The sequence below is a fragment of the Streptomyces sp. NBC_00385 genome, from assembly GCF_035917155.1.
Classification (GTDB): Bacteria; Actinomycetota; Actinomycetes; order Streptomycetales; family Streptomycetaceae; genus Streptomyces; species Streptomyces poriferorum.
Map to the genome: position 1 here is coordinate 6,233,117 of NZ_CP107951.1, position 25,796 is coordinate 6,258,912.

Genomic DNA, 25,796 nt, shown 5'->3' on the forward strand with positions numbered 1-25,796 from the left:
CTCCTGTAGAGGGCCAAGTGCTGGCCGTGGGGGGTTAGAAGTGTTCGGGGGTTTCCGGGGTTCCGATGAAGACCCACACGTCCTTGCCCCCTGGGGTCACGGATACGGACGTGTCGTCGGCCAGGGCCCGTAGCAACAACAGCCCGCGCCCCTCCTCGGCCAGGGGGTCCGGAGACGCGTATACGGGCGGGCAAGGGTCCTGGTCGCGGACGACGGCGGTGACTCCGTCCGGCACCTTCTGGAGGAGCAGGCTGGCCATCCGGTATCCATCGGTGTCCGCCACCGTGTGCTGCAAGACGTTGGTGATCAGTTCGTTGACCACGGTCAGCATGCGGTGCGCAGTGCTGTCGTCGACGCGCCACCAGCAAAGGTGCGCCGCGACGATGCCCCTGACGGTTCCCAGATCTTCGGCCCGGACTTCGAAATTCATGTCGAGTTGACCGCCCACGCTTCTGGACGTGGCTCGAACAGAAGCGTCCCGATCGCGGGCGCCGATGAGCAGGTCCATTGCTGCTTCCTCCGTTCTGCCAGAACCCCTTCAGCAGGGGTGGGTTGCGGTGTGTACTGGACTGGAACCGGTCAGCAACCATTTAGGCAGAGCGCACCGAGAGCGTGCAGAGCCTGATGCCGACAGATGAGAAGTTCGGCATCAACGACTTCGGGGACAGAACATGCCGCAGCCAATGAAGCAGCTCGATCCGGGCGCCTCCCCCCAGGAGTGGTTCGGCAACGAGCTGCGCAACCTGCGCCTGGAGCAAGGGCTGTCGGCCAAGGCACTGGGGCGGTTGGTGCAGGTCAGCGACGACATGATCTTGTCGATCGAGAAGGGGAAATATCCAAGCTGCCGGCGCGACGTGGCTCAACGGCTCGATGATGTCCTCCGTACGGGAGGGCTGTTCGACCGGGCGTGGCCGATGGCCTTCGGTAACCGCGATGCCGACAGAAAGCGCGCTGATGCCGATAAGACATCCACGGGAAGAGGGGAGAGGCTCGCTCAGGTGCCGGCAGGCCGCATCCTGGGCAGAGACGAACCGACTCTTCGCCCTGGGAGCCATGAGCCCGTGATTCGACGCTCGTTCCTCCAACTCGGTGGCCTCGCCGCCATCGCGCCCCTCGACCTCACCGAGATCTTCGCCCCCGCCGAGCTGACTCTCCCGGCGAACGTCAACCCCGGCCACGTCGACCAGGTCCTGGCCGCAGCCACCGCCATCAGCGGCATGGACAACGAGCTGGGCGGCGGCGGCATGGTGCGTGACGTAGCCGGCCGAGCGATGCAGTGGTCGGCCGGCCTCCTCCAGGCCCAGGTTCCCGAGCACCTGCGAACCGAACTGTTCGCCTCTGTGTCGCGACTCGGGATCGTGGTGGGCGCCTCCGCGTTCGACGCCTACCACCACGATGACGCCACCCAGACGTTCCGGTTCGCAGCGGACTGCGCCGAGGAGGCCGGCGACTGGCATCTACGGGCCAAGACGTACTCGTTCCTCGCCCGGCAGGCCGTATGGATCGGAGCCCCCGACGACGGCCTGACCTACGCCGAGAAGGGACTCGTACGCGCCGACCGGTTGTCCGCGACAGAGCAGGCGATGCTTCACGCGGCACGGGCCAGGGCTTTCGGGAAAATGGGCAACGTGCGTGACACCATGGCGGCCGTCGGCGCCGCGGATGAAGCGTTCGCCCGGGCCCGGCCTGCCGAAGAGGCGCCGTGGATGGCCTATTACGACGAGGCGCAGCACAACGGGGACACAGCCCACGCCCTGTTCGATCTCGCCATCCTCGCCGGACAGGACCCGGGCCGGGCAGCCCGCCGATTCGGCACCGCAGTGAAGGGGCACACCGACGCCTACAAGCGGTCCCGTGCGATCTCGCGCACCAAACTGGCCTCCCTGATCATGGCCAAGGGTGACCCCCGCCAGGCGGCGGCACTCGGCCACGAGGCCCTGGACGAGGTGGGCCGGCTCACCTCCCGCCGCGCTGCCGACGACCTACGACAGCTCGGTCGCTTCGCCTCGAAGCATCAGACGGTCCAAGAGGCTCTCGGGCTGCGCGATCGGATCGCCGCTACGGTTTCCGCATGACTTCTGAGGCAGCCGCCCCTGCGCGTCACGTCCTGGAGCAGGCATGTTCCGTGGTCGGACTGGAATCCGCCGGGGCGGAACCGCTACGGCTGGCCGAGAACCAGATATGGCGGCTCCCGGGCAGGCGGGTGATCGTACGGATATCACGGGCGGGCCAGAGCGCTGCGGCGGCCCGTGAGGTGCGCGTCGCGCGTTGGCTCGCCCGGGAGAACGTCGCGGCTGTTCGCCTGGTCGGCGTGGAGCAGCCGGTCGAGGTGGGCGGTAGGCCGGTGACCTTCTGGGCGGAACTCCCGCCGCAGGAGCACGGCTCCGTTCAAGACGTCGCCCAACTCCTCGCGCAGCTTCACTCCTTGCCCATGCCGGGCATAGAGCTGGGGTACCTCGATCCCTTCGTCCGGGTCGGCGAACGACTCCAAGCAGCCACGACGATCCGCGACGACGACAGGGAGTGGCTGCACGGACTCCACCGCGACCTCGCAGCGGCCTGGGCCGAGCGGCCGGCCGGCCTCCCCGACCGGGCTGTGCACGGCGACGCCTGGCCCGGCAACTTCGTCCGCACGGCCGACGGGGTCCTGATGATGGACCTGGAGCGCTTCTCCGTGGGGCCTCCGGAGTGGGATCTCGTATCCACCGCAGTGCGGGCGAAGACCACTGGCGCGGTCACCATGCGCGAGTACGACCAGTTCTGCGCGACCTACGGCCACGACGTCACGGCGTGGGAGGGCTATCCCATCCTCGCGCGCGCTCGGGAGCTGCGGATGGCGACATACGCCGCACAGCACGCGGCTGGCAACGAAGAATGGATCAGCCAAGCGCAGTACCGGATCGACTGCCTGCGCGGTCGATCCGGTCCGCGGCCGTGGACGTGGACGGGAATCCTCTGATCAGGACGCTCGCCGACATGCCGCCAGGGTCAGTTCGGCGGCGAATCGGCCCCGCGTCAGCGGCGTGATGCCGCACCTCGCACTCGTCGAGTTGTGCAGGCCGGCCCGCTCACCGACACCGCGCTACCTGAGAAGCCCGAACGTCACGGCAGCGGCAACTCCGCCTAGCAGAGCGCCGACGATGGTCTGCGCGACGGTGTGGTCCCGGAGCTGGACACGGGACCATCCGACGGCGGCGACGACAAGGGCGAGGGCGGCCAGGGCCGGCCCGAAGGCGAGCGTCAGGATCGTGGCCACCCCGCCGGCGACGGCGGTGTGCACCGATACCTTCCACCAGACGGTGACCACCATGGTGGCGGCCAGGCCGACGAGCATGGCGATAACCAGGGCGAAGAGCTCACGGGGAGCGTCGAAGACGACCTGGATCAGGATGCCGACGAGCACCGAGATCATGGTCGCCGTGAGTGGGATGGCGCGCTGGGACCGGACCTTGACGTGCTTGTCCGTCCAGGATCCGCGTTTCACACCGAACAAGATGATGGCGATGGGAATGCCACCGCAGAACAACGCGGCGAGGAGTCCCCAAGCCAGCCCTTCGGCGCTTCCGGTGCTGTGCCAGCCGATGATCAGCAGAATGGCTATGACGAGGTAAGCCGGTGCGAGGGCGTCGGTGACTATGCGGGCGAGACGAGTTGAAGTGAGCTTCATCCTGAACTCCGGGCTGAGGAGAATTCTCGAACAAGTGCTGATTCGTAGGCTGTTGCCAGGTGCCTCAAAGCTTCGACTTCGCTGTGAAGGTCCTTACCGCCACTGGCAGGGGCTGTGTGCTCACCCGCGCGGGCGTCGCCGTTTTCCCGCGCCTCCTTGGCGCTGGCGATCCAGCACGCCTCGGCGTATATCTCGGCCTGGGCGCCTATGAGGCCCTTCTCCGCGACGTAACGTGCGGCCTCGGAACGTAGGGCCGGGGAAGCATGGTCCCCGAGATCCAGAATCGCGTCTCGGATTTCTATCCCCCGTCGATACAGGCGGCCGCGTGTGTGGCGGAAAAGAAGAGCATCCGCTCGCCTGCTGCGCGGTGGATCGAGACGCACTGAAGGGACGGCGGAAGTGAGCTCGAGCCAGAGAGGGTAGAGCCGCGTGAGAGCGAGATGGGCACGGCCCCATTGGTGGAGTCGACGGACGACCGGCAAGGTGCTTCCGGCGAGGATGAAGACCAACGCCCCGAACAAGAAGGCGCTGCTGATGTTTTCATCAGTCCGCGGGGATACCGGCGTCAAGCCGAAGTAACGAAGCGCCAAGGCCAGTACGCGGTGCCCCGCGTAGACGATCCCCAGAGCCGTCCCCATGCCGGTGATCCGAAGCCCGCGCCCCAGGAGGCCGGCTTCCGGGAGGCGACCCCATCGCCAGCACAGTCGAGTGGCACTGATGAGAGCCGTACCGAGGTAGCCGGACCAGATGACGCCGTAGACGGCGATACGCCAGTCGTCGGCGAAGTCGGTGAGAAGGTCGGTGGCTTCCCCGGGCTGCGGAGCGGCGAAGAACAGCAGGGTCAGACCGACTCCTGCGGCAAGAGGGACTGCGATGCGCGGACGTGATCCGCGGAGCGAGGTGGCCTGCTCCTGTGCCACGTCGTACACGAAGGTCAGTACGGCGTAGGCGGCTGTGATGCCTGCCAGGTGCTTGCACAGGGTCGCCACGTTGTGGATCCCCAACCAGGAATCCAGAGCCGATGAGACGTCGTCCGGACGGATGGTCATGGCTATGGACAGTGCGAAGAACGCTACCCAAAGAGCGCGCTTCGCCGGAACACGCCAGGCGGCCGGCGTGCGCCACACCGTGACGATCCACAGCAGGGCTGCGGGGATGAAGGAAGCCATCGGATCAGGAGTCACTCAGCGCGTCGTCGAGGCGCTGCAGGACGGGGTTGCTTCGGGTCTCGTTCGGGGAGAACAAGTTGGCTTTCCTGGCAAGGAGGTCGGCGAGCTGCTCGGCAGCTCGCTCATCCTCCGTGTTGTAACTGGCCCGCCCGAGCACACTTTTCACGGCTGATGAGTCAACCCGCTTGAAGAGATGCGCCATTCGTTCAACCTGCAACGAAGTGTGTTCCAGCAGCATGTGACTTACTTCGTGGAGGACGATGTGTGTGCGATGAAGCGGGGAAGTCGATTCCTCGTGGAAAATGTGATCGGCCCGCTCCGTGGCGATCCAGGCCCCGCAGGGAACTCCGCTGGACGTGATTCCCGGAGTGCTGTGAAGGTATACGGGGCGTCCGCGTTGTGCAGACAGCATCTCGCAGAAAGTCTGTACGTCAAACGGGTCGGGGATCTCTGTCGTGGCGAGCAAGCCCTTGTGCTTCGGGGATTTTGCCGCGCTACTGCCCACCCGACCGAAGTGACTGCGCAGGTTCAACGTGCTGCTCCGGTTCGATGTCATACCGAAGCGTTCTTCGGCCGAATCACGATACGACAGTGATCACGCGCGAATGGGCTGGGGGAATGCAAGGAATGGCTGTTGTTGATTGGGTGTCAGTTGATCAAGCTCGAAAATGGTGCATAGTGCATTTTTTCGGCGTCGATCTTCGCGGTGTTGAATTTGCGTGGTGACAACCGTCACGCGTTCGGCTTCGCAGGGTCGTCGTGAAGCCCCTCCAGCGCGCGCGCCCTTTCGATGAATCCGCTGATCGTCGAGAGCGTTTCAGTCGACAGGCCGGCGGCGCGTAGGGCTACGGCGCGGACGTCGGCGTCCCGCATGGTCGTCAGGAGGGCCAGCTCGGCTTCGATCTGCTCCGACTCCTTGGCGTCGAAGAAGTACGCCGGGGGTACGCCGAAGAAGGCGGCCAACGCTCTGATCGTTTCCAGCTTCGGGTTGCGGTTGGAGCCGGTCCGGAGCTGCTGAATGGCGCTGGCCGAGATGGATGTCCCCGTGCTCTCCCGGATGCCGGCGGACACCTCCGCGTAGGTGTACGGCCCTCGCCCCTTGGGGTGCATGTCTCTGAAGAGCCGGTCGAGCAGTTCCGCGAACTGCCGCTCTGTGGTCATTCCGGATCCCTTCGCTGCGCGGGTGAGCCCATCCACTTCGGTGGTGCTACGTGTCCGATCGTACCGAATGGCAACACTGTGGTTGACGAAGGTTCGCGATTGCGGTGTATGTTGATCGCGCATTAATCCACTGGAGTGGTGATTGCCTGGTCAGGGCAGGTGCAAGAGGTGGACTTGTAACGAGGCTCACCCTATGGTCCTGGTCCCAGCAGATCGCCTACCGGCGCTGCGGCAACGAACGAGAGGGAAGAGGCAGGGAAGGAAGAGGGGCCCAGTGCCCGGGAGCTACCAACTCCCGGAGCGCCAGGCCGGCGCCCCAGAGGGGCCGACTCACATCTCGCGGGCGGCGGGCTTTTTCAGGAGAACCACCGCACCGCGCTCCTACGAACAACGGAGTATCGCATGCTCGCCACGCCGAGCGGAATCCCGGCCTGCCCGGAAACCGGCCGCCAGCACCGTCTTGCCGCCCAGCTCACCGGCATGATCCCGGGCGCGGTCACCATCCGCGTCAGCCTTACCGACCCGAGCCAGGCCTGGCCGCACCCGCACGCCAGCGCCAAGGGCGAGGCCGGCGAGACGGTGGCGCTGAGCCGGACGACCGCCAGGGTCGCGGCCCGCTGGATCCTGCGGGTCTGGCCGGAGGCGGACTGGACCCGGCCGCACATCCTCGACCTCGCCGACGCGACCCTCATCCGTAGCGACCTCGCGGCCGGCCGGGGTCGCTGACATGGCACGGATACGCACCATCAAGCCGGAGGCGTTCACCTCCGAGTCGCTCGCCGAAGTGAGCGTCGAGGCCGAACGGACCTTCTTCGGGCTGCTCACCCAGGCCGACGATCATGGCCGTCACCGCGACAACGCTGCGATCATCGCCGGGCTGCTCTGGCCCCTGCGCGCCGAGCACACTTCGGTCCATGTCGAGGACGACCTCCAGCAGCTCGCGAACGCCGGCCTTGTCTGCCGGTACACCGGCTGCGACGGCCGCCGCTACCTCCACATCGTCACCTGGTCCGAGCACCAGAAGATCGACAAGCCGAGCCAGTCCCGCCTGCCGTCCTGCCCGCAGCACCAAGCCGCCCACCGGTGCGCACCCTGCAAGGGCACCTGCACCGAGCGGACGCAGGCGCCGTCCCCTACTTCTCCCGGAGTGTTCGCCGAGGCTTCGCCGAACACTCCCCGAGGCCTCGATCTGCCGGCCCAGGCCGCCGCGACATCTCCCGGCCCCGCAGGCGGGCCTCCCACCGGCCAGCAGGACCCACTTGACGTCACGGTCGGCGCCCATCACCACACGGGCGCGAAAAACGCAGGTCAGGACGCATTCGCCGAGGCTTCCCTGAACCTTCCCCGAAGCCTCCCCGAGGGCTCGGCGCCTGGATCTAGGATCTTGGATCCTGGATCCTCTTTCCCTACGGGGCGCACGGCGCCCGCAGACACCGTCTCGGCCAATCAGCTGGTCGGCGAGTACATCGCTGCCTGCGAGGAGCGTCCGCCCAGCGACGTGATCGGGCACCTCGGGCGGATCACCAAGAAGCTCCTGGCCGAGGGCATCGCCCCGGAACACATCCGGGCTGGGCTGCGGAACTTCGCGGCCAACCCCAAGCACCCGAGCGTGCTGACCAGCATGGTCAACGAGGCCATGAACGCGAGGCCCGGTGGTTCGGCACGGCCGGGAAGCTGGCCTCACGTGCCCGCTCACCAGGCGTGGACCAACCCGGCCGACGCTGCAGCCGCCTACGCCGAGGAGCTGTGATGCGCACCCGTAACCGCGAACCGCAGACCCTCGCCGGCGGGGGCACCCTGGACCGGATGGCTCGGATTCTGGCCGCCCGGCACATCGACCCGGCCACCGTCGCCGCAATCGCCGACGACCCCGAGCCCTTCTCGCCGCTGGACGCCCTGCCGGCCGGAATGCCTCCGCGCTACCAGGCCGCCATCGCCGACCACCCCCAGGTCCTGGCCTGGATCCGGGAGGTCACCGAAGCGGCCGTCGTCCCCAGCGCGGGAGCCCGGCGGCAGGTCGCCACCGGACCCAGCCTGCTGATGGCCGGCGTCGTCGGCGCCGGCAAGACCCACCAGGCGTATGGCGCGATCCGCCTCCTGGTGCAGAACGGGATCGGCGTGCGCTGGCGTGCCACCACCGCCGCCGACCTTTACGCCGACCTACGCCCCCGCCCCGGCGTCGACAGCGAGCGGGAACTGGCGGCCTACAGCCGGGTGCCGCTGCTGATCATCGACGACCTCGGTGCGGCCAAGGCATCCGAGTGGGTCGAGGAAGTGACGTACCGGCTGATCAACCGCCGCTACAACCACATGCTCCCGACCCTGGTCACCACCAACCTGGCGATCAAGGACCTCAAGGCGTACCTCGGCGACCGCGTCACCTCCCGTCTTGCCCAGATGACCACTCGGGTCGAGTTCGAACCGGTCGACCGCAGACGCCACCGCACCGCAGCCTGACCCACCACTGGCCGCCCCACGCGCCCTCAGCGCGCAGCCCCATGCACCTCACGACCCAGCGCACCTCTCCGCCGACGCCCCATGCGCGCGGAGAGCGATCGGAGCAACCCGCATGACCACCACGACGATTAGCCCTGCCCACCACCGGTCCCTGGGCGATCACACCTGGCAGGACGAGGCCGTCTGCCAGTCCACCGAGTACAACCCGGTGGACCCCGAAATCTTCTTCCCCGAGCCCGACGAGACGGCCAAGATCACCGCCGCGAAGTCGCTGTGCGGCCAGTGCCCGGTGCGGCGCGCCTGCCTGGACGCCGCCCTCGAGAACAACGACACCGACGGCATCCGGGGCGGACTGACCGAGGAGGAGCGCCGACCGCTGCACGAGAAGCTCGCCCACCGTCTCGACTACAGCCGCGTCAACGCCACCATCGCCGGACGCGACGTCCACCTCACCAAGGCCGAACGCCGCGCGGTCGTCCAGGCCGCCTACCGCCACGGCCTCACCGAACAGCGCCTGGCCTGGCTCCTGAAGATCACCGAGGAACACGCCCAGAAGCTGTACCGCGAGACCCGCCGGGCACTCGTACACCGCGACCTGGAGCCGGCGACGAAGACCGTCCAGCCGCCCGTGACCGACGGCGAGCGCCTGGGTCGCGTCGACTTCGGGACCGCGGCATGACCAACACGCACGCGCCGAGGACGGCGCACATCACCGGCTGGGACCGCACGGTCGTCATCGCCCTGGGCGGCGCGGGTTGCGCCCTGTCGTACGACGCCCTCCAGCAGATGGCCGTCGCCATCCACATCCGCGGTTTCCTCACCTACCTCTTCCCCCTGGTGATCGACGGGTTCATCGCCTACGGCGTACGGGCCCTGCTGGTCCTGCGCGACGCGCCTCTGCGCGCCCGGCTTTATGTATGGACGCTCTTCGGTACGGCGACGGCGGCCAGTATCTGGGCCAACGCGCTGCACGCGGTCAGGCTCAACGAGGAGATCGGCTCGGTCACCGGTCTGCGGCTTGGGGACACGGTGGTCGCCGTGCTGTCCACCATCGCACCGCTCGCACTGGCCGGGGCTGTCCACCTCTACATCCTCATAGCTCGGGGGTCGGTCAAGGATAGTGACAGCGAGGACCTCGGTCACCGCGGTCAGGTCGGTCTCTCCGGTCACCGCGGTCAGGCTGACCGGCCCGAGGACGGCGAGGTCACTCGGGCCGACTGGACTGACCGGGTCGGTCAGCCGCAGTCGAAGGCCGGTCAGGTCAGCGCCGGACAGTCGGTCACTGCCCTGACCGACCGGCCGCACCCGTCCCCGGACAAGCCGACCCCGATCCCTCGGTCACTGACCGGGGACAGCGCCCCGGCGGACAGCGGTGCCCCGGGCACCGGTCAGCACGGTCAGCCGGACGAGGCCGCTGACCTGCCCGGACAGCCGACCACCGCCCCGGCGGCCACTGACCGACCGGCCGGCACCGAGCCGGTCACCGGCCACCGGGGCAGCCCCGAGCCGGTCACCGGTCACCGGGGCAGCCCCGAGCCGGTCACCGGTCAGCCAGTCACTCCGCCGCCGGTCGCTGACCGGTGCGCCCGGACGGCCGGTGACCGGCGGTCCGACCCGGACACCGAGGAGCTGCTGAAGATCGCCCGGTCAGCGGTCAGGGCCGAGGACAAGCTGACCCGCAAGGTGGTCGCCCAGGCGATCCGCGGTCAGCAGATCCCACTCTCCAGCGACACGCTGACCGTCCTGATGGCCCAGCTCCGCGCGCAGCACGGACAGCCGGTCACCTCCACCCGGAACTGACCGGACAGCCCGAAGCGGGTGACCGAGCCGGACACCCCGGCAGGTCACCCGCCCCCGGACACGTACCCCCACACCCTCCCCAAGCGAAGCGGAGAGCACCTCATGCGCACCCAACCGGCCACCCCCGCCGAAGTCGACTCCTGGCTGGCCGTCCTGCACCAGCACGGCCACCTCCACCGCGCCAAGTCCACCCCCGACAACACCTGGACCGTGCAACGAACCCCGCACACCCGCCCCTGGACCCTGCACCACCCGGTTCTCGCGATGGACTGGATCGAGGAACTCGTCCTCGAAATCCGGCAGCAGAACCCGGAGACGACCCGGTGAGCGCCCACGACCCGGCAGTCCCCACGTCCGGACAGCAGCGTGACCCCACGACGGCTCCTGGCGGAGCAAGCTATCGCGTACGACGGTCCTACGGCCCGTCGTACGCACTTGCCCCCGCCCAGGAGGGCGGGGGAAGCCCGGCTGGTCCCCGGGCGAGGGCGCACGGGGACCAGCCGTGCAACCGGCACCAGGGGGCGCCGGTCACCAGGGGAGAAGCCGAACACGACGACCACCGCGAGCAGCCGAGCCCGAGCACGCCCGCCTTCCCCGACCGCAAACCGCGCCGCCGCACCCGCAACCCGAGCGAGCGCACTCGCAAGACGACCACCCGACTCTCCGACGACGAGAAAGCCGAGATAGCCGCCGCTGCCGCGCAGCGAGGCATCACCGTCGCCCGCTTCCTCGCCACCGCCGGCCTGACTGCCGCCCGCGGGCCCGCCGGCGTGCACAGGAACGACCGGCTCGACGCGGCCATCGACGAACTCGCTGCGCTGCGCACCGCGCTTGCCCGCATCGGCAACAACATCAACCAGATCGCCTACGTCCTCAACAGCGGCAGCCGCCCGGGCGTCGACGAATTCGAACACGCGCTGAGCGTTCTGATCCGGCTCCTTGGCCGCCTCGACGACGCGGCGAACGACCTGGTGAACAGGCGGCTGTGATGGTTCCCGACATCGGACGCGGCTCCCGCACCCACGGACTCCTCATTTACCTCTACGGCCCCGGCAGGCGCGAGGAGCACAGCGACGCGCACCTCGTCGGCTCCTGGGACGGCTTCGCCCCCGACCCCGGCCGCGACACCAGCCCCGACCCCGATCCGAAAGTCACCCTCGCCCGCCTCACCGCCGCCCTCGACCTCCGGGTCAAGCAGGCCGGCGACCGCGCACCCGCCAAGCACGTGTGGCACTGCTCGGTCCGGACCGCCCCCGGCGACAGGCGACTCTCCGACGAGGAGTGGAACACCGTCGCCCAACGCATCGTCCACGCCACCGGCATCGCCCCCGACGGTGATCCCGACGGATGCCGGTGGATCGCCGTCCGCCACGCGGAGGACCACATCCACATCGTCGCCACCCTCGTCCGAGGCGACCTGCGCAACCCGCGCCTCAACTACGACTTCAACAAGGCCCAGGCCGAATGCCGCCGCATCGAGGAGGAGATGGGCCTGCGTCGCCTCAACGCCGGCGACGGCACCGCAGCGAAAAACCCCACCAGCGCCGAGAAGTTCAAGGCCGAACGCACCGGCCGCCCCGAGACCTCCCGCGAGACCCTCCGCGAAGCCGTCCGCCAGGCCCTTGCCGGAGCGGACGACGAGAAGGAGTTCTTCACCCGACTCCACGAGGCGGGCCTGCGCGTGAAAATGCGCCACGCCCCGTCCGGCGACGCGCTCGGATACAACGTGGCCCTGCCCGGTGACCGCAACCGCCATGGTGAACCGGTCTGGTACCCCGGCTCCAAACTGGCCCCTGACCTGTCACTTCCGAAGATCCGCCTCCGGCTGGCCGACGGTACCGCCGAGCGGACAACGCCTTCGACCGCCGACGGACGACCCAACTGGTCCCCGCCCGCCCGAGAGCGACGGAGCGCCACCGGGATCGCCGAGCGTGCCGCCGTCCTCCTCGACAGCGACGACGACGAAGCCGCCGCCCAGCTCGTCGGCGTCGGAGAACTTCTGGACGCGGTCGCCCAGACCTCCCCGGTCGCCACACGCGCTGAACTGGGAGCCGCCGCCAGGGCGTTCGAGCGTGCCACCCGCAGTCACGTCCGAGCAGAGCACGCCGACACCCGGGCGATCCGCACGGCGGCTCGAGGCATCATCCAGGCCGGCAGCGCTCTCGGCCGTGGCGAGGACGGCGGCACCACCGCCATGCTCCTCTCCACCCTCGTCCTCGTCGCCCTCGCCGCCGCCCACTGGCACTCCGCCCGCGGCCACGCCCAGCAGGCCCACGCATCCCGCCAGGCCGCCGAGCACCTACGAGCCGCTTACCGCCAGGCTGCCGCCACGCCCATGCGGGCACTGCGCGACCAAGGCCGCGCCCTGCCCGAAGTCGAACGCCGAACCCACGAGGCCACCATCCGCGCAGCCCTGCCGAACGAGGAGCGGCGAGCGACCAGTTCGTCGACGAAGACCGATGCCCTGGCCGCCACCCTCGCCCAGGCCGAGCAGGCGGGCCATGACCCCAAGGTCCTTCTCCAGCAGGCCATCGACATGCGCGAACTCGACACTGCCGAGAACACGAACGACGTCCTGGTCTGGCGCCTACGCCGACTCGCCCAACTCCCCGCACACCCAGGCGAAGCGACCCGTCGCCCGCAGGCCAGCACAAGCCGACCCAAGACCGCGACCAACCACACCATCAACCGGACGGCACCCACGGCAGCATCCCGCCCCGCAGCCTCCGACCCCCGCAGCCGCCCACCGCGCCGCTGATCAGAGTCCGGTCTCCGGCCCGCCGGAGACCACGAAACCCGTGGACAACCGACCCCACCAGCCGCTATGGATGAAAACAGAAGGACCCCGACCGGAAGATGAAACTCGTGCTCAGAACCACCCACCGCCCCACAGAGCCGACAACACCCGGGCAGCCCACCCCTCCCACCGGAACCGATCCGCTGCTGCAACACGAGTACGAGACACAGCCACCCAAGGGCCCCGGCGTGACACGTTGCCTCAACCACCCACGCGAGCTGGCACTTCGCGGAATCCCGGCGATGTGCACAGCCTGCAACGCCCGACGAGACTGGCTGCTCATCAACCACGGCCGCAACGTCTGGATCGTCTGCCGCTGCAGCAACCAGTGGCTCGAACCCGAGATCAGCCGCGCCGACTTCGACGCCCTGATAGACATCCCAGACGGGACCACGTACCCCAGCATCGAGCACGGTCTCGCTGCGCTCGGCTTTGATGGGACCTTCGCCGGCACCTACCTGGACTAGGCTCACGTCTGCGCGGCCCGCTGGGGTCAGCGCTCCACCCTGAACCTCGTCCGACTCGACTAGCCCATCCGTGACCACGCCTCGCTCCGGCGTCGCAGCACCTCGCAAACACCGGAGCGGGCCGTTCGGGGGCCGGGGCTGCCGGCGGGTCAGCGCACGGTGAGCAAGACAGCACGCCCATGCTTGTTCATGTAGTTGAAGAGCTGGGCGATGTGGCTGGGGTGGAGCTTGATGCAGCCGTAGGACTTGTAGTCCTGTACGCCTTCCCAGCGCTGCGGGCTGTCGGCACCGTTGCGCGGACCCTGCTTCCTGTCCTTCGTCATCTCACTGTGGATGAACAGTCCGGTGCGCTTGACCTTGCCGGTGCGGCACTTCGTGTCCGGCAGGCCGATGGCGTAGCCCTTGATCGCGCTGTTCCGGCCGGTCTCGAAGGAGGTCGGCTTGTACGTGCCGTTGGGAAGCCACCCGGCTTTGCTCGTGCAGTCATTCCGGTAGCTGTTGCCCTTATTCGTATTGTAGTTGGCGGCCGTTCCCAGCCCGGAACCAGCCCGGTACGTGGCGATGCGGTCCCTTCCGTTCCAGAGCTGCAAAGTTGAGTTGGACGGGTCCTTTGCGTTCTTCACGAACACGAGGGCCACGCGGGATGCCGCAGCAGCGGAGTGCCGAGCCGACGGGGTGCCAGTGGCCGGCGCGGCCATCGCGGTGACCACTCCAGTGGCGAGTACGGCCGTGGCCGCCGCTGCCGCGATAACGCTCTTGAGATTGTTCATGGTGTCGACTCTCCCTAATACTTTCGACCCTCGTTGGGGACAGCGGTCGGATGCTCCGTGCCGCCGGAACCGACTGTGCCGTAGCCGGATCGGGAGAACACCAGTGCAAGAGAATCAGGGATTTGCAGCGCAACTTGCACCTCCGTAACCTGCTGTTTCTTCGTTGCACTGCAACGAAGAGTCCGTCGGAAGGGAGCCGATGACCGAGGAACCAGGGGATGAGTTCGCGGACCTCGCGCGCGGCCTGGTGCAGGCACTGGATGCATGGGCAGTGTGTGTGGGGGAGCCGATCTCCAAGGACAGGCCGGCACGGAAAGTATTAGTCAGGGCGCTGGAGCAGGAGCGGGCTACACCAGAGTGGACATCGCGTGCGCCGATCGACGGGCCAATACTGTCGTATTGGCTCCGCGGCCGCAGGCAACTCCTTCCCGGCACCAAGCACAACCGGTTTCCCAGCGTGGAGGACAGTGCGGCTATCGCACGAGCGCTCAAGCTGCATGCACCCGGCAATGCGGAGCGGTTGCCAATGATTGGCCGGGAGATCGCCGATCTGGCACACAGGCTTCAGGAGACAGCTGGACGCGGGTGGCGCCGCCGGATTGGGGAGAGCAGATGTCTGCATTCCCCCGGGCAGATCAGCCCTGGAGAATCCATCGGGCTTTCCGTAGCCGTCGCATCGAGCGAAGCCGTTGAACCAAGCCCCGCAGAACCTGTCGCACTCCAGGCGAACGTGGAATCGACGGCAGTTACCGAGCCGGAACTCCACGAGCTGTTGCCGGTCGAACCCGTCACCATTGCAGTCTCGCCCGGGGCACCCAGCGCAGCAGTTGCGGCTGAGGCGGAAACCGGCGTGATCGTGGCGGCGGGCATCACCGACCGGACATCGTGCCCGGCGAGGAGGAGGTGGATCGGGGCAGGAGCACTCACCGCCGCGGCGGCTGTGTCGATCGGCCTGTGGGCGTGGCCGGGCGAAGAAGCGCCGACCACGGCTGGCAGGGGCCCGGACAGGTCAGCGTCACCGAGCGCGCATGCCATGGATGCCGCCGGTCCCAACGCTGTTACCTCCGCCGTGTCAGGCAGCCTGAACGGGAATCGCCGATGCGGAAGAAAGCGGAGCGCGGGGACGGTGGTGTGGAAGCCATGCCTGATCGTCACCGACGAGGCGACGATGGCTTTCCTCGTTCAGTTCACCAACACCTCGGGCAAGCCGATGACAGTGAAAGCGAAACTCGCCTACGTCCAAGCCTCCGTGGAGCAGACTTGCCCCGCTCCCTGGGGAACCTCGGCGACCATCACCATCCCAGCCAGGGCCACTCGAATCAGCCCGCTTGACACCTGCACCGCTGCGCTGACACCCATTCAGGCATTCCAGGCCAAAGCCTGGGTAACACCGTACGGGGCGACACAGTGGGCATACCGGGAGCATTCACCGACCCTGCACGTGCAAGAAGCCGGTAATCCAGTGTGGGCCGGCCAATCCTAGAAGCAGCCCGACCGAGGCGGCCAGGACGAGGCCGATGACGGCCGGACCACGCGAGGTGATGGACGACGTTCGGCGCTCCGTGGCGCGCTTCGCCTTACCGAGTACGGCAAGGCCGCCCTTGCCTGTTCGGCGCGGGCGTCCTTCCGGTTAGTAATGGGCGAGTTGATTTGAGCGGTCGAGGGTGGCGGTCGCGATGGTGAGGGCGGTGCACAGGCCGAGTACTTCGTGGATAGTCGGGTGGATCAGACGCGGCCAGTCGTCCGGTGCGGCGGGCCAGGAGGTGAGGCGTACCTCGGTGGTGGCCAGGCTCAGGTGGGCGGTGACGTTCCAGCCGGCGGGGGAAGTCGGCTGCCGGTGGAGGCGGATGCGTCCGACAGGGAGTCTGGGGATTCGGTGGCGAGCCGGGTGACGACTGGGAGCGGTAGGTCCGTGTCAGTGGGCCGAGAGCGGCGCGAAATGTCGCTGAAAGTCCGGTGTACTGGCACCGCGTCGGCTCCATAGAGTTGTGACCCGGGCCGGATCGAGGGAGGACAAAGGATGGACGCGGAGATCGCGCTTTTAGCGGGTACCGCCGGGACGACGATCGCGACGCTGCTGGCGACCGATACGTGGAACGGCGTACGGAACGGCGTGGTCGGTCTGTGGCGACGTGTCCGGCCGGGCCATGAGGAGCAAGTCGGCGCCCAGCTCGACACGTCGCGCCGGGACCTCCTGGGCGCGCAGAGCAGTGGTGACGAGGAGACCGAGCGGGAGATCGCGGCGGAGTGGCAGGGCCGCATTCGCCGTCTCCTCGTCGCGCACCCCGAACTGGTGGCGGAACTGCGCTCTCTGCTGACCGAACTCGACCCCGGCACACCCGCCATCCCGACCGTCACCCAACGTGCGACCGCATCAGGCAGCTCACGCGTCTACCAGGCCGGCCGTGACCTGAACGTCGACCAGCGGTGACCGGCCGCAACGACGGCCGTGCCACTGATCAGGGGCGCGTCTACCAGGCTTCCGGTGACCAACACATCACCGAGCACCACCATCACGGCGCCGCCTGGGCCGGCCCGGACTCGGTGCGGCATCCGCCCATCGGCCGAGCACCGGCGATCCTGAGGGATCGCGGCGAACTCATCGGGCGACTGAGGGAGGCGGTGAGCGAGGGCGCCGGAAGCACCGTGTTCGTCCTGCACGGCCTGGGAGGATGCGGGAAGACAGCCGTGGCGTGCGCACTCTTCGAACACGCCATCCGGGAACGCGGACGCCTGGGCCTGTGGGTCAACGCCTCCGATCAGGCATCCCTACGGGCCGGGATGCTCGCTGTGGCCGCAGACCGCGGCGCCGGCGACGGCGAACTGATGGCTGCGCGCAACGGCTTACGCGCAGCCGCAGACTTGGTCTGGGACCACCTCGACCGGTCCGACACACCCTGGCTGCTGGTGCTGGACAACGCCGATGACCCAGCGGTGCTACGGGACGGCGGATGGCTGCGCACCAGCCCGCGCGGAACCGTCCTCGTGACCACACGGCAGGCCGCCGGCCACTGGTGGCCCGCAGCCGAACTGCTGTACGTGGATGTCCTGCCGCGTGAGGAGGCGGCCCAGGTCCTGCGCGACCTCGCCCCCGGAACGGGTTCCGCCGAGGACGCGGCCGCCATCGCCGACAGCCTCGGCCGCCTGCCGCTCGCCCTGACTCTGGCCGGCGGGTTTCTGGCCCACCAGGTGATCGACCCCTGGACGATGGAGGAGTACGGGCGCCGTCTGCAGGAGCGTCCGGATCCCATCGAACTGATCGACCAGGGAGCCCTCGACGCGGGCAACGACTCGCGCCACCTGGTCAGCGGAACGTGGCAGCTCTCGCTGAACTCCCTGGCCGGGCAGAACCTGCCCGAGGCCGTCACCCTGCTGCGCCTGCTGGCCTGCTGGTCGAACGACCCGCTGCCCCTGTCGCTGCTGGCCAACATCCGGCTCGACCTGACCCTGCCCGCAGACCGGGTGGAACTGGCGCTTCGGGGGCTGCTTGACCACTCGCTCACCGAACTCGTTCCCGGCGACATCCGCTGCCTGCGTACGCACGGAGTGCTGCTCGACAGCGTCGCACGCGTCACCCCGGCCGATGAACGCGACCAACTCGCCGCCGCAGCGGCTGGACTTCTCCTGCACTCCCTACCCGCATCCCCGGAACGCGGCCTGCGCGACAGCCTGCTCACCCCCCTCACCCCCCATGTCCTGGCACTGCTTCGCCGCGTCATGACCTGGCCCGAGATCACGATCGGCACCGCCGAGTCAGCTGCCACCTGCGCCCTGCGTCTGGCGACGGCCCAGCATCGTTCCGGCGATTACGCATCTGCGCTGGCCACGGCCGAACAGGCGACAGCCCTCGTGCAACGACGACTGGGAAACGATCACGTCCTGGCGCTGCGCCTGCGGCAGCGGATCGGGAAGGCGACCGATCGTCTGGGGCGCCTCGACGCGGCTGCGGATCTCCACCGCGGGCTGCTCGACGACTTCGAACGGGTCTGCGGTCCCGAGGCGCTGGACACCCTGACCACCTGCCTCCATCTGTCCCGACCATTGGTCTGGCTCGATCGAGTGACGGAAGCCGTGCAGTTGATGCACCGGGCGGTCGCCGGGCGAGCCGCGCTGCTGGGCCCATGGCACCCGCTGGCGCTGGAGGCGAGGGCATGTCTGCTCGAACTGCCTCCCGGTCCGGACCTGGACCGTGAGGCACTGGCAGGACCGGATGTGGTCGCCGACTGTCGCCGTGAGCTGGGCCCCGACCACCCGATCACACTGTCGGCCGACCTCAACTGCGCCGGAGCGCTGCTCAACACCGGAAAGCACGCCGAAGCACTGCTGTCGGCCCGCCGTGCGCTGGCGGCGCACGAACGCCGGTTCGGAGCTCGCTACCCCATCACGCTGGCGGCACGAAGCCTGCTCAGCAACGTCCTGCACGCGGTCGGCGAGGACCGTGAAGCCATCGAACAGGCGGAAATCGTCAGGAAATGGCGCGAGCGGGTACTCGGTCCAGAGCACCCGTGGACGAGGGGAATCCGGGACAAGCTCGGGCGGTACCGGCGTTCCCTGGCGGAGGCAACGTCACCGGACCCGAGCTGACTCGCGGTGGTTCGGTGTCCGTTCAGGATTCGGAGTCCGCCACCGGTACGGACTCCGTAATCCACACGGATCCATCTCCACACGTCACCTTGACTCCGTCCGTCGGCTGCAACGATGTCCGCAGAACCCGCAGACGACGGTCAGCCACCACGGCAACCGGGCCGGATCTTCCCGAGCTGCCGAACCTGACGGCGCGCACCTGGTTGTGGATCTCCTCCCTGGAGGCGGTCCAGTCGATCTGCGAGAACGCTGGTTCCATCCACCCCGCGTAGGTGGCCGACCTCTCCTCCTGCGGTGTACCGGGCGAACCGGCTTCGGCCAGCGAGAGCGCGCCGGGCAGAAGCCGCTCGATGTACCGGTCGACCTCTTCCCACAACAACCGGGGGGCGACATCGTCACCCAACGCGATACCCGCCTCCTGCGCCAGGATCCCGCCGGAGTCGAATTCGCTCTCCATCCAGTGGATGCTGACGCCGATTTCCTTGTCGCCGTTCCTGATCGCCCAGTTGACCGGAATAGGGCCTCGGTACTTCGGCAGCATCGACGTATGCACGTTGAGGGCACCCAAGTTCGTCGACCGGAGTGCCGCCGGCGGCAGCTTCCAGGGAAAGCCGTAGCAGACGATGAGATCCGCCTGATATCCCGCGAGGATGTGCGGCAGCATGCTCTTCCGGCCCGGAATCAGCAGATCCATCCCGTTCGGCAGCGCGTCGACGATCTCGCCCACGACATCGCCAGCACCGCTTCGCGTCGGCTCGCCCGGCCGTAGTGATCGCGCATGCAGGTAAGCGACGGGCGTGTGTCCGGCCCGCTCGCACACGCGGTGCAGGAGCGCGAAGCCCTGTGCAGAGTATGAAATCAGGATAATGCGCATATGTAGCCCTTGTGGTGCGACCAGCGTCCGGCCGAAACCCTCATGCCCATCCCTGACTCTCCACCGAGTTCCGGGCGGGATTACTCCGCCCTACTCCTCGGTCACGGACGGCGGAGGCAGTGGAGCGACCCGGCGGCTGAAGAAGTCGTTCAACGGCTCACCAGCCTGGTGCATCTCCTGGATCGTCTTCCGCCAACGGGAGATGACGTGCGGATCGTCGAAGCGGATACCGCCGGCGAGTTTTCCGTCGTCGTCATACAACACCTCGTACATCACCGAGGAACCGAGGACCACGATCTCCGGAAGCGGATGCTGCGCTTCGTACCGGAGGATGCCGTCCAGGCTGAGGACTCTCGTGTCCTCCCCGCACTGGGCCTTCAGGTTGAGCAGGTGGAGTTCCCACTGGAGGTATGGAGCGATGGGCTCCTCCACGCAGCGGACACGGTGGAGGGCGAATCCGCTTCCGGTGATTCGCCGGAGGTACTCCTCGTAGTGACCCCGCTGTCCCTCGATCAGTGCCAGGGACTCGTCCCAGTGCCCCTTGCGGAAGGCCTCCCAGCTCTCCACCCCGGGCTCCTGGAAGCTCTGCTGACGTTCGAGCTTCCAGAAGCCTTCGGAGCCGGAACGCCAGAAATGGCGACCGAAGTCCTCGGAGTAGTCGTCAAGTCCGAGGCGCTGACCCGGACCGCCGGCCTGTGGGCTAAGCATCGGGAAGGTCCACCTTCGCCGCAGCGGCTGTCCTGCGGGGGATGACGACGATCCGTTCATCCGGGGCGACGACGAGCCCCGGGGGAAGGCTGGGCAGGTAGGAATCGGTGAGGTCGCGGCCAACGATGGCGATGTCCCCGTTCTCCAGTTCCCAGATATCCGGGCATCCCTGCTCGCCGCCCGTGGTCCCGAGCTCGGTGGGGGATTTACCCAGGCGGCGCACCAGCGGCGAAGAAGGATCGGCTTCCCAGCCCCGAATCATCACGGTTCTCCATTCAGTCCCCCCGAAGGTAACTTAGATCACATCTGGCGCAACGTCGGGCAGAGACTTCCAGCCATCCGAACACGGCGAAGTCGCCCGGGGCGGACCGGCAGGAGCGACCGGACTCACGCCCGGCCGACCGTGACAGCGCTTCACGAATATGCGCTGCCGTCCCGTCCGTCCCCGCGAGTCTTGAAGCAGTGGATGGGACACGCCGGAGGGAGAGCGCACCGGTCAGGTCTTCGACGGACCTCGGATCCTGTGGGGAACATGCGGTCCGGGCAGCGAAGGGAGGGTCGACGGCACGGTTGCCAGAAGCGGCATTGGCAGCCCAGGCCGCCAAGGGCTGACAGTCGCTCTGCACAGAGCTTCTCGGCTGCCCGCCGACGCACCGTGACTCACGCACGCCACAGGACGGCCCCCGCATCTCGTAGGTGCTCCGATAGTCGGTGGCCGAGGCCCGGCTCCTCGACGAGTTGGCCGCGAAGTTGAAGGAAGGTGCTGCGGTTCCGGTCAGACCTGGGCGAGACGATTCGAGAGGTTGAGGGCGGCGGTCGCGACCGTGAGGGCGGCGCACAGGCCGAGTACCTCGTGGATGGTCGGGCGGACCAGGAGCGGCCAGTCGTCCGGTGCGGCGGGCCAGGAGGCGAGATGCACCTCGGCGGTGGCCAGGCCCAGGTGGGCGGTGACGTCCCAGCCGGTGAGGGAAGCCGGCTCCCAGCGGAGGCGAATGCGCCCGAGAGGGAGCCTCGGGGATACGGCGGCGAGCCAGATGACGTCGAGCGGCCCGTCGGGCAGGACGGAGACGCGCTGGACAAGTGCCCCGCGTACACCGCTCGGCATGGGGTGCGCGGCGATGCTGTGCAGCGGAAGGACGTGCGACGAGATAGGAACCTCCAGGGCGTTTATGGGGTTGGTCATGTCCAGTTGAGAGCCTCGCCCACCGCCGCCGGGAGGTAGCCCTCCTGGCCGTCGTCGGCGATGAACGCCTTGCCGTCCCGGACGATGACCTCGGCACCCGCGTAGTGAGTGAAGGGGAAGTCAGGGTTGACGGCGAGGCGGATCGGCAGGTTGGGGTCGAGCTCCTGGAGCTGACGGAGCACGTGGCCGACGGTCAGGTGGCGGGGCACGGAAGGCCTCCAAGATCGGTAGGGAAGGGCGGGTGCGGGGAAGGCTGGTTCGTCTGCACGTCAGGGCAGCCGGAATGGGCCACGTACGTTGTGCGGGAGGTGGTCAGCGGTGTGCGACGAGGGCGACGATGAATCCGGCGACGGCCTCGGCAGGGGTATGAAGGCCGAACTCCTGGACCCATGAGACGCCTTCGGTGGGCTGTACCTGGATCTGCCAGACGATGTCGCGCTTCCAGGTGGCGGGGTCTTCGGGGAGCCAGCCGACGTAGATGCGGCCGTCCGGGCTCGTTGCATGGACGTTGGCCTCCGGGGTGTCGACGACCGCCCAGTCGAGGGCGTCGAGCAGGTCGAGCACCGGGCTTGCGCAGTGGTCGGAGGAGAGCCGGCAGCGGTCTTCCACGGCGGGGCGGACGACGGCGGGTAGGCGGGTGGCGGAGGCGGTCACGGTTGGACGATCCCTTCGTTGACCTGTGGTTTTTCCCAACACCCGTACGTTGGCATGCGGTGCGCAGAAGTACGTAGTCCCTTCCCAGGAAGCGGCGTCTGCCGTGGGCGAACTGGCCGCTGACAGCAGATGGCCAGCGGCTCCGGGAACGGATGAGCGGACCTGGCTGTCGTATCCGGGTCGCGGCAACGGGCCACACAGAACCGAAGGGGAGAGGAACAGGGGTGGCGGGGCCGGGCAGATACCGGGACCGAGTCGGTCACCTCCGCCGAGTCCAATGCCGGCGCGGCCGTCTGGGCCGCCGAGCGTGAGCCCGGACGCCGCGCGGCGGCGGCCCGTATCCAGTTGCGCAGCGTCTCGGTGTTCACCCCGAGATCAGCCGCGACCGACTTGATTGTCGCTCCCGGACGTGAGCGGTACAACGCGACCGCGTCCGCCTTGAACTCCGGCGGATAGTGCTTCATCCTCACGGGGACTTCGTCCTCCTGGACCATCAAGATCCAAGGCTTTCCGGTGTTCAAGATCCGAGGGCAACGCCCGTCTGGGCTTCACCCCGGGTAGCGCCCAAGCACGTCGGGCGACAGCATTGTCGGTAGCGGTTACCTCTTCACTCGGTTGCGGATCGCGAGGGCGGTCACGCCGAGGAGGACCGGCTCGGTCAGGCGGGAGAACATTTCGGTGTATGTGCCGGTAGTGGTGAGGTTCTGGTCGGACGAGCGGAAGACAACGGAGTTGATCACCACGTGTAGGCCCTTTTCGAACCGCTCGGTCGATATCCGCTCGTGCAGCGGGCCGGTGGGGTTGACCGGGTCGGGAGTGTCGGTGGTGAGCCGAATGTCCTGGCCGGTTACCTTCCCGGCCGACACCGGCTTCGGGTCGTCTATGGCTAGGCCCCACAGCATCATCACAAGGAGTGTTCCGGCCATGGCCAGCAGCAGCCACATCAGCGTGCGGGTCGCACGGAGGCCGTAGCCGGAGAGGGCCCAGTAGGCGGCGAGCAGACCGCGTTCGGCGAAGGGAGTGGCGGAGTCATGGCGGCGCATTTCCATCTCGCCGTAATAGAAGTCGGCGGCCCCCGGTTCGTTCTTGACGTCCTCGAAGGACTTGCGCAAGGCCCGGTACACCGGTGCCAGTTGTGCCGGCCCGACGTGTTCGGATCCGAACACGGACGTGTTCCACCCTCGAACCGCCGCCGGTCGGGCCGCGCGCCAATGTTGTTCCTCGGCTAGGGAACGGCGCCGGGTGAACCGCAGCGGGCGCCAGCGCCGCCAGTGAACGCGGGATGGGACTCTGTCGAATGAGCAGGCGCCCTCCAACCGCAGCTGATTCAGATGGATCGTGCCGGTGAGAAGGCATTGCGACAGGTCGACATCGGCCAGGACCAGATGGGCGGCGTCCACGCCACTAAGCGAGACCATCCGGACCGTGGCACCGGATGCCCCGGCGAGAATCTCTTCGTTCGCTGAGTCGAAGGGGCTGGCCTCCGCAGCAATCGTGAGCGGGTATTCAAAAACCGCGTGGGAGAAGTCGACCGTGGCGTATCGCAGCTGCAACGCGGCCGTGGATGACCAGCGCGTCCGCTGGCACAACAGGCGACGCGCAGCGATCGCGATGACCACCGGGCTGCTGAAGACCGCGAAAGACAACGTCATCTGCCCTGTGCACACCAACGGCCCGACAATGCCCTCCCGCTCAAAGGTTGCTGATCTGAACGAGGCGTTGCCCGCGAAGGTCACCTCCCTGAACCTGGCTTCACCTGTGAAGGTCGCTGATTCGAACGAGGCGTCGCCCGCGAAAGCCACCTCCCTGAAAAGCGCGTGGCTGTTGAAGGTCGCCGAATCGAATGAGGCCTCGTCCGTGAAGGTCGCCTGGCTGAACCCGGCGCTGCCTTCGAAGGTCACGCTTTCGAACCCTGCCCTGCCTTCGAAGTTAGCTTCCTCGAAGGCGCCCATACTCTCGAAGGTCGCCTTATTAAAGGCCGCGACGCCCTTGAAGGCCACCTCCCCGAACCCTGCTGCATCGTTGAAAGTCGCCGATTCGAACGAGGTGTTGTCCTCGAAGACCGCCTTCTGGAACCACACAATGTCCACACAGGTCACCTCCGTGAAGTCGGCAACACCTGTGAAGGTCGCTGATTCGAAGCTAGTGGAACCCTGGATACTTGCCGACCTGAATCCAGCACCGCCCTTAAAACGTGCCTTCTTGAACGAGGTATTGTCTTCGAAGGTCGTCGCGTTGAACCCTGCACCGCCATGGAAGATCGCCTCTGAGTAGTCGGCGTATCCGTTGAAGGTCGCCGATTCGAACGAGGCCTCGCCCGTGAAGATCGTCGCGTTGAACCCTGTACCGCCCCGGAAGGTCACCTCCGAGAAGTCGGCGTCATCTTGGAAAGTCGCGGAATCGAACCGGGCGACGTCCTCGAAGGTTGCCTCGCCGAAGTTGGCGACATCCTGGAAAGTTGCTTCACCGAAGTCGGCGTATCCGAGGCGGGCTGTGCCGGTAGAGGGATCACGCAGGGCAATCAGCAGTTGATCAAGCAGAGGTGCGTCCAGATCAGTACCGCGGTGATCCACGGCGCTACCGGGGCCAAGGCCGCTGAAATACGTGGCGCGTTCGCTACTGGTGAGATGGTTCAGGCACCGGTCATGAGACGCAGTTCGGCGGCCGCGACAACCGACCAGATTATCAGGGTCGACGCCCTCCGCGCAGTGGGACCAGTGTGGCGGTGCCGCAGGAGAGGGCGAAGACGTCATACCCAGAAGGGACGGTAGACAGAGCCCACCGGTTGCGCACAAGAGCGAAGCGAGCTGGCAAACAACAATGCTCAGACTTGCCGTGGCGCACTCGGTCACAATGATGGACCCGCCGAGCGCAACCAGCGCCGAGGCCAGCCGACGTCAGGGCGGGGCCATCTCTTGCTGAAAAGTGCGATGTCGCACTGAAGTTCTCACGCGTGGGGGAGGCCCAAGGGGGAGGCCCACCGCGACGAGGACCTTGCCTGAACGGTCAGCGGCGCGGCCCCGGGCCGGCCACCGGAAGGCCGACAGCGGCCGAATGGGCGGGCTGATCGGGTGCCTGACCCAGGGGGCGTGGTGTGTGCCCGGAGCGGGCGACGGCGGCCTGGGTCAGCCGGGCTGCCGGGGCCGAGACTGTGGTCGCGGCGGATTCGCGGGCTTCGATCACGTGGCTGATGGCCTGCAGGGACGTACTGCTCTCCGCCTTGGCGACGCGGAGGTCTGCCGCTGAGCTGGTGATCCGTTCCAGGCCGTAGAAGGCCGGCACGTGGCCGGGGCGGGTCAGGGCGTGAAGATGGTCCTGGTGCACGGTCGCATCACTGTCGGTGATGACCATGGCCGAGCGGATGCGCATGGCCGAGCGCAGGAGCGGGTCGTCGCTGGGGCGGCGGATCGCGAGGGATTCCAGAGCGTCGATAGGGCGGTTCCAGGCTTTCTCGATCATGGCTGTGGCCTGGTCGAGTGCGGTGGTGTTGGACATGAGCGGCTCC

Annotated in this window: 29 protein-coding genes; 14 read left to right on the forward strand and 15 right to left on the reverse strand. The window is 67.7% G+C overall.

Translation table 11 applies throughout. The annotated features are described in order from the left end of the window. Positions 1-34: 34 nt before the first annotated feature. Positions 35-508 carry an ATP-binding protein gene (locus OG959_RS27810; protein WP_326662812.1) on the reverse strand — a complete coding sequence of 158 codons (474 nt, stop codon included), beginning with the start codon at positions 506-508 and terminating at the stop codon, positions 35-37. A 175-nt stretch (positions 509-683) separates the two neighbouring features. Here OG959_RS27810 and OG959_RS27815 point away from each other — a divergent pair, with 175 nt between their 5' ends. After that, positions 684-2,075: a helix-turn-helix transcriptional regulator gene (locus tag OG959_RS27815; RefSeq protein ID WP_326662814.1), complete on the forward strand. Its 1,392-nt coding sequence runs from the start codon at positions 684-686 to the stop codon at positions 2,073-2,075. Continuing rightward, entirely contained in the window at positions 2,072-2,959 is an 888-nt protein-coding gene (locus tag OG959_RS27820; RefSeq protein WP_326662816.1) for a phosphotransferase family protein, read from the forward strand. Before OG959_RS27815 ends, OG959_RS27820 begins: the two co-directional genes overlap by 4 nt. Before the next feature lie 123 nt (positions 2,960-3,082). On the opposite strand, the gene OG959_RS27825 is transcribed toward OG959_RS27820, so the two are convergent. From OG959_RS27825 to OG959_RS27840, 4 genes are all read right to left on the reverse strand, one after another. After that, the gene (locus OG959_RS27825; RefSeq protein WP_326662818.1) at positions 3,083-3,667 is read right to left on the reverse strand and encodes a phosphatase PAP2 family protein; all 585 of its coding nucleotides are present in this window, start codon (positions 3,665-3,667) and stop codon (positions 3,083-3,085) included. Further along, complete coding sequence (locus OG959_RS27830) at positions 3,664-4,836, reverse strand: MAB_1171c family putative transporter (protein ID WP_326662820.1); 1,173 nt, start codon at positions 4,834-4,836, stop codon at positions 3,664-3,666. Before OG959_RS27830 ends, OG959_RS27825 begins: the two co-directional genes overlap by 4 nt. A 4-nt stretch (positions 4,837-4,840) precedes the next feature. After that, positions 4,841-5,074: a hypothetical protein gene (locus OG959_RS27835; RefSeq protein ID WP_326662822.1), complete on the reverse strand. Its 234-nt coding sequence runs from the start codon at positions 5,072-5,074 to the stop codon at positions 4,841-4,843. 494 nt (positions 5,075-5,568) lie between these two features. Beyond that, positions 5,569-5,997: a helix-turn-helix domain-containing protein gene (locus OG959_RS27840; RefSeq protein WP_266412440.1), complete on the reverse strand. Its 429-nt coding sequence runs from the start codon at positions 5,995-5,997 to the stop codon at positions 5,569-5,571. Between the two features lie 402 nt (positions 5,998-6,399). Between OG959_RS27840 and OG959_RS27845 the strand changes: the two genes are divergently transcribed. From OG959_RS27845 to OG959_RS27885, 9 genes are all read left to right on the forward strand, one after another. Beyond that, positions 6,400-6,723 carry a transcriptional regulator gene (locus OG959_RS27845; RefSeq protein WP_326662826.1) on the forward strand — a complete coding sequence of 108 codons (324 nt, stop codon included), beginning with the start codon at positions 6,400-6,402 and terminating at the stop codon, positions 6,721-6,723. Position 6,724: 1 nt separating this feature from the next. Beyond that, positions 6,725-7,747 carry a hypothetical protein gene (locus tag OG959_RS27850; RefSeq protein ID WP_326662828.1) on the forward strand — a complete coding sequence of 341 codons (1,023 nt, stop codon included), beginning with the start codon at positions 6,725-6,727 and terminating at the stop codon, positions 7,745-7,747. Next, complete coding sequence (locus OG959_RS27855; RefSeq protein ID WP_326662830.1) at positions 7,747-8,454, forward strand: ATP-binding protein; 708 nt, start codon at positions 7,747-7,749, stop codon at positions 8,452-8,454. Before OG959_RS27850 ends, OG959_RS27855 begins: the two co-directional genes overlap by 1 nt. 112 nt (positions 8,455-8,566) lie before the next feature. Then, positions 8,567-9,133, forward strand: a complete 567-nt coding sequence (locus OG959_RS27860) for a WhiB family transcriptional regulator (RefSeq protein ID WP_326662832.1) — start codon at positions 8,567-8,569, stop codon at positions 9,131-9,133. After that, positions 9,130-10,254, forward strand: a complete 1,125-nt coding sequence (locus OG959_RS27865) for a DUF2637 domain-containing protein (RefSeq protein ID WP_326662834.1) — start codon at positions 9,130-9,132, stop codon at positions 10,252-10,254. Before OG959_RS27860 ends, OG959_RS27865 begins: the two co-directional genes overlap by 4 nt. A 102-nt stretch (positions 10,255-10,356) precedes the next feature. Next, positions 10,357-10,581, forward strand: coding sequence for a hypothetical protein (locus OG959_RS27870; RefSeq protein ID WP_326662836.1), 225 nt, complete (start codon positions 10,357-10,359; stop codon positions 10,579-10,581). Next, positions 10,578-11,243 carry a plasmid mobilization protein gene (locus OG959_RS27875; RefSeq protein WP_326662837.1) on the forward strand — a complete coding sequence of 222 codons (666 nt, stop codon included), beginning with the start codon at positions 10,578-10,580 and terminating at the stop codon, positions 11,241-11,243. Before OG959_RS27870 ends, OG959_RS27875 begins: the two co-directional genes overlap by 4 nt. Beyond that, positions 11,243-13,012, forward strand: coding sequence for a relaxase/mobilization nuclease domain-containing protein (locus OG959_RS27880; RefSeq protein ID WP_326662838.1), 1,770 nt, complete (start codon positions 11,243-11,245; stop codon positions 13,010-13,012). Before OG959_RS27875 ends, OG959_RS27880 begins: the two co-directional genes overlap by 1 nt. Before the next feature lie 281 nt (positions 13,013-13,293). Then, positions 13,294-13,518 (forward strand): hypothetical protein, encoded by a 225-nt coding sequence (locus tag OG959_RS27885; protein ID WP_326662840.1) that lies wholly within the window; start codon positions 13,294-13,296, stop codon positions 13,516-13,518. Positions 13,519-13,667: 149 nt separating this feature from the next. Here the strand turns inward: OG959_RS27885 and OG959_RS27890 are convergent, their stop codons facing one another. Then, positions 13,668-14,288, reverse strand: a complete 621-nt coding sequence (locus tag OG959_RS27890) for a L,D-transpeptidase (protein WP_326662842.1) — start codon at positions 14,286-14,288, stop codon at positions 13,668-13,670. A 199-nt stretch (positions 14,289-14,487) separates the two neighbouring features. Between OG959_RS27890 and OG959_RS27895 the strand changes: the two genes are divergently transcribed. From OG959_RS27895 to OG959_RS27905, 3 genes are all read left to right on the forward strand, one after another. Then, a complete protein-coding gene (locus OG959_RS27895) occupies positions 14,488-15,771 on the forward strand; it encodes a hypothetical protein (protein ID WP_326662844.1) in 1,284 nt (427 codons plus the stop codon). Positions 15,772-16,308: 537 nt separating this feature from the next. Next, positions 16,309-16,719, forward strand: a complete 411-nt coding sequence (locus OG959_RS27900; RefSeq protein WP_326662846.1) for a hypothetical protein — start codon at positions 16,309-16,311, stop codon at positions 16,717-16,719. Next, complete coding sequence (locus OG959_RS27905; RefSeq protein ID WP_326662847.1) at positions 16,716-18,872, forward strand: tetratricopeptide repeat protein; 2,157 nt, start codon at positions 16,716-16,718, stop codon at positions 18,870-18,872. Before OG959_RS27900 ends, OG959_RS27905 begins: the two co-directional genes overlap by 4 nt. Before the next feature lie 22 nt (positions 18,873-18,894). Here the strand turns inward: OG959_RS27905 and OG959_RS27910 are convergent, their stop codons facing one another. From OG959_RS27910 to OG959_RS27950, 9 genes are all read right to left on the reverse strand, one after another. Next, a complete protein-coding gene (locus OG959_RS27910; RefSeq protein WP_326662849.1) occupies positions 18,895-19,746 on the reverse strand; it encodes a methionyl-tRNA formyltransferase in 852 nt (283 codons plus the stop codon). Between the two features lie 90 nt (positions 19,747-19,836). After that, positions 19,837-20,454 carry a DUF6879 family protein gene (locus OG959_RS27915; protein ID WP_326662851.1) on the reverse strand — a complete coding sequence of 206 codons (618 nt, stop codon included), beginning with the start codon at positions 20,452-20,454 and terminating at the stop codon, positions 19,837-19,839. Further along, positions 20,447-20,716: a hypothetical protein gene (locus tag OG959_RS27920; RefSeq protein WP_326666646.1), complete on the reverse strand. Its 270-nt coding sequence runs from the start codon at positions 20,714-20,716 to the stop codon at positions 20,447-20,449. Before OG959_RS27920 ends, OG959_RS27915 begins: the two co-directional genes overlap by 8 nt. 513 nt (positions 20,717-21,229) lie before the next feature. Continuing rightward, entirely contained in the window at positions 21,230-21,637 is a 408-nt protein-coding gene (locus OG959_RS27925; protein WP_326662853.1) for an esterase, read from the reverse strand. Beyond that, positions 21,634-21,846, reverse strand: coding sequence for a hypothetical protein (locus tag OG959_RS27930; protein ID WP_326662854.1), 213 nt, complete (start codon positions 21,844-21,846; stop codon positions 21,634-21,636). Before OG959_RS27930 ends, OG959_RS27925 begins: the two co-directional genes overlap by 4 nt. A gap of 103 nt (positions 21,847-21,949) precedes the next feature. After that, on the reverse strand, positions 21,950-22,291 hold the full coding sequence (locus OG959_RS27935; protein WP_326662856.1) for a DUF317 domain-containing protein: 342 nt from the start codon (positions 22,289-22,291) through the stop codon (positions 21,950-21,952). Continuing rightward, entirely contained in the window at positions 22,288-22,785 is a 498-nt protein-coding gene (locus OG959_RS27940) for a transposase (protein ID WP_442805758.1), read from the reverse strand. Before OG959_RS27940 ends, OG959_RS27935 begins: the two co-directional genes overlap by 4 nt. A gap of 105 nt (positions 22,786-22,890) precedes the next feature. Beyond that, the gene (locus OG959_RS27945) at positions 22,891-24,864 is read right to left on the reverse strand and encodes a pentapeptide repeat-containing protein (protein WP_326662858.1); all 1,974 of its coding nucleotides are present in this window, start codon (positions 24,862-24,864) and stop codon (positions 22,891-22,893) included. Positions 24,865-25,297: 433 nt separating this feature from the next. Continuing rightward, positions 25,298-25,786, reverse strand: coding sequence for a hypothetical protein (locus OG959_RS27950; protein WP_326662860.1), 489 nt, complete (start codon positions 25,784-25,786; stop codon positions 25,298-25,300). Between the last annotated feature and the right edge of the window lie 10 nt (positions 25,787-25,796).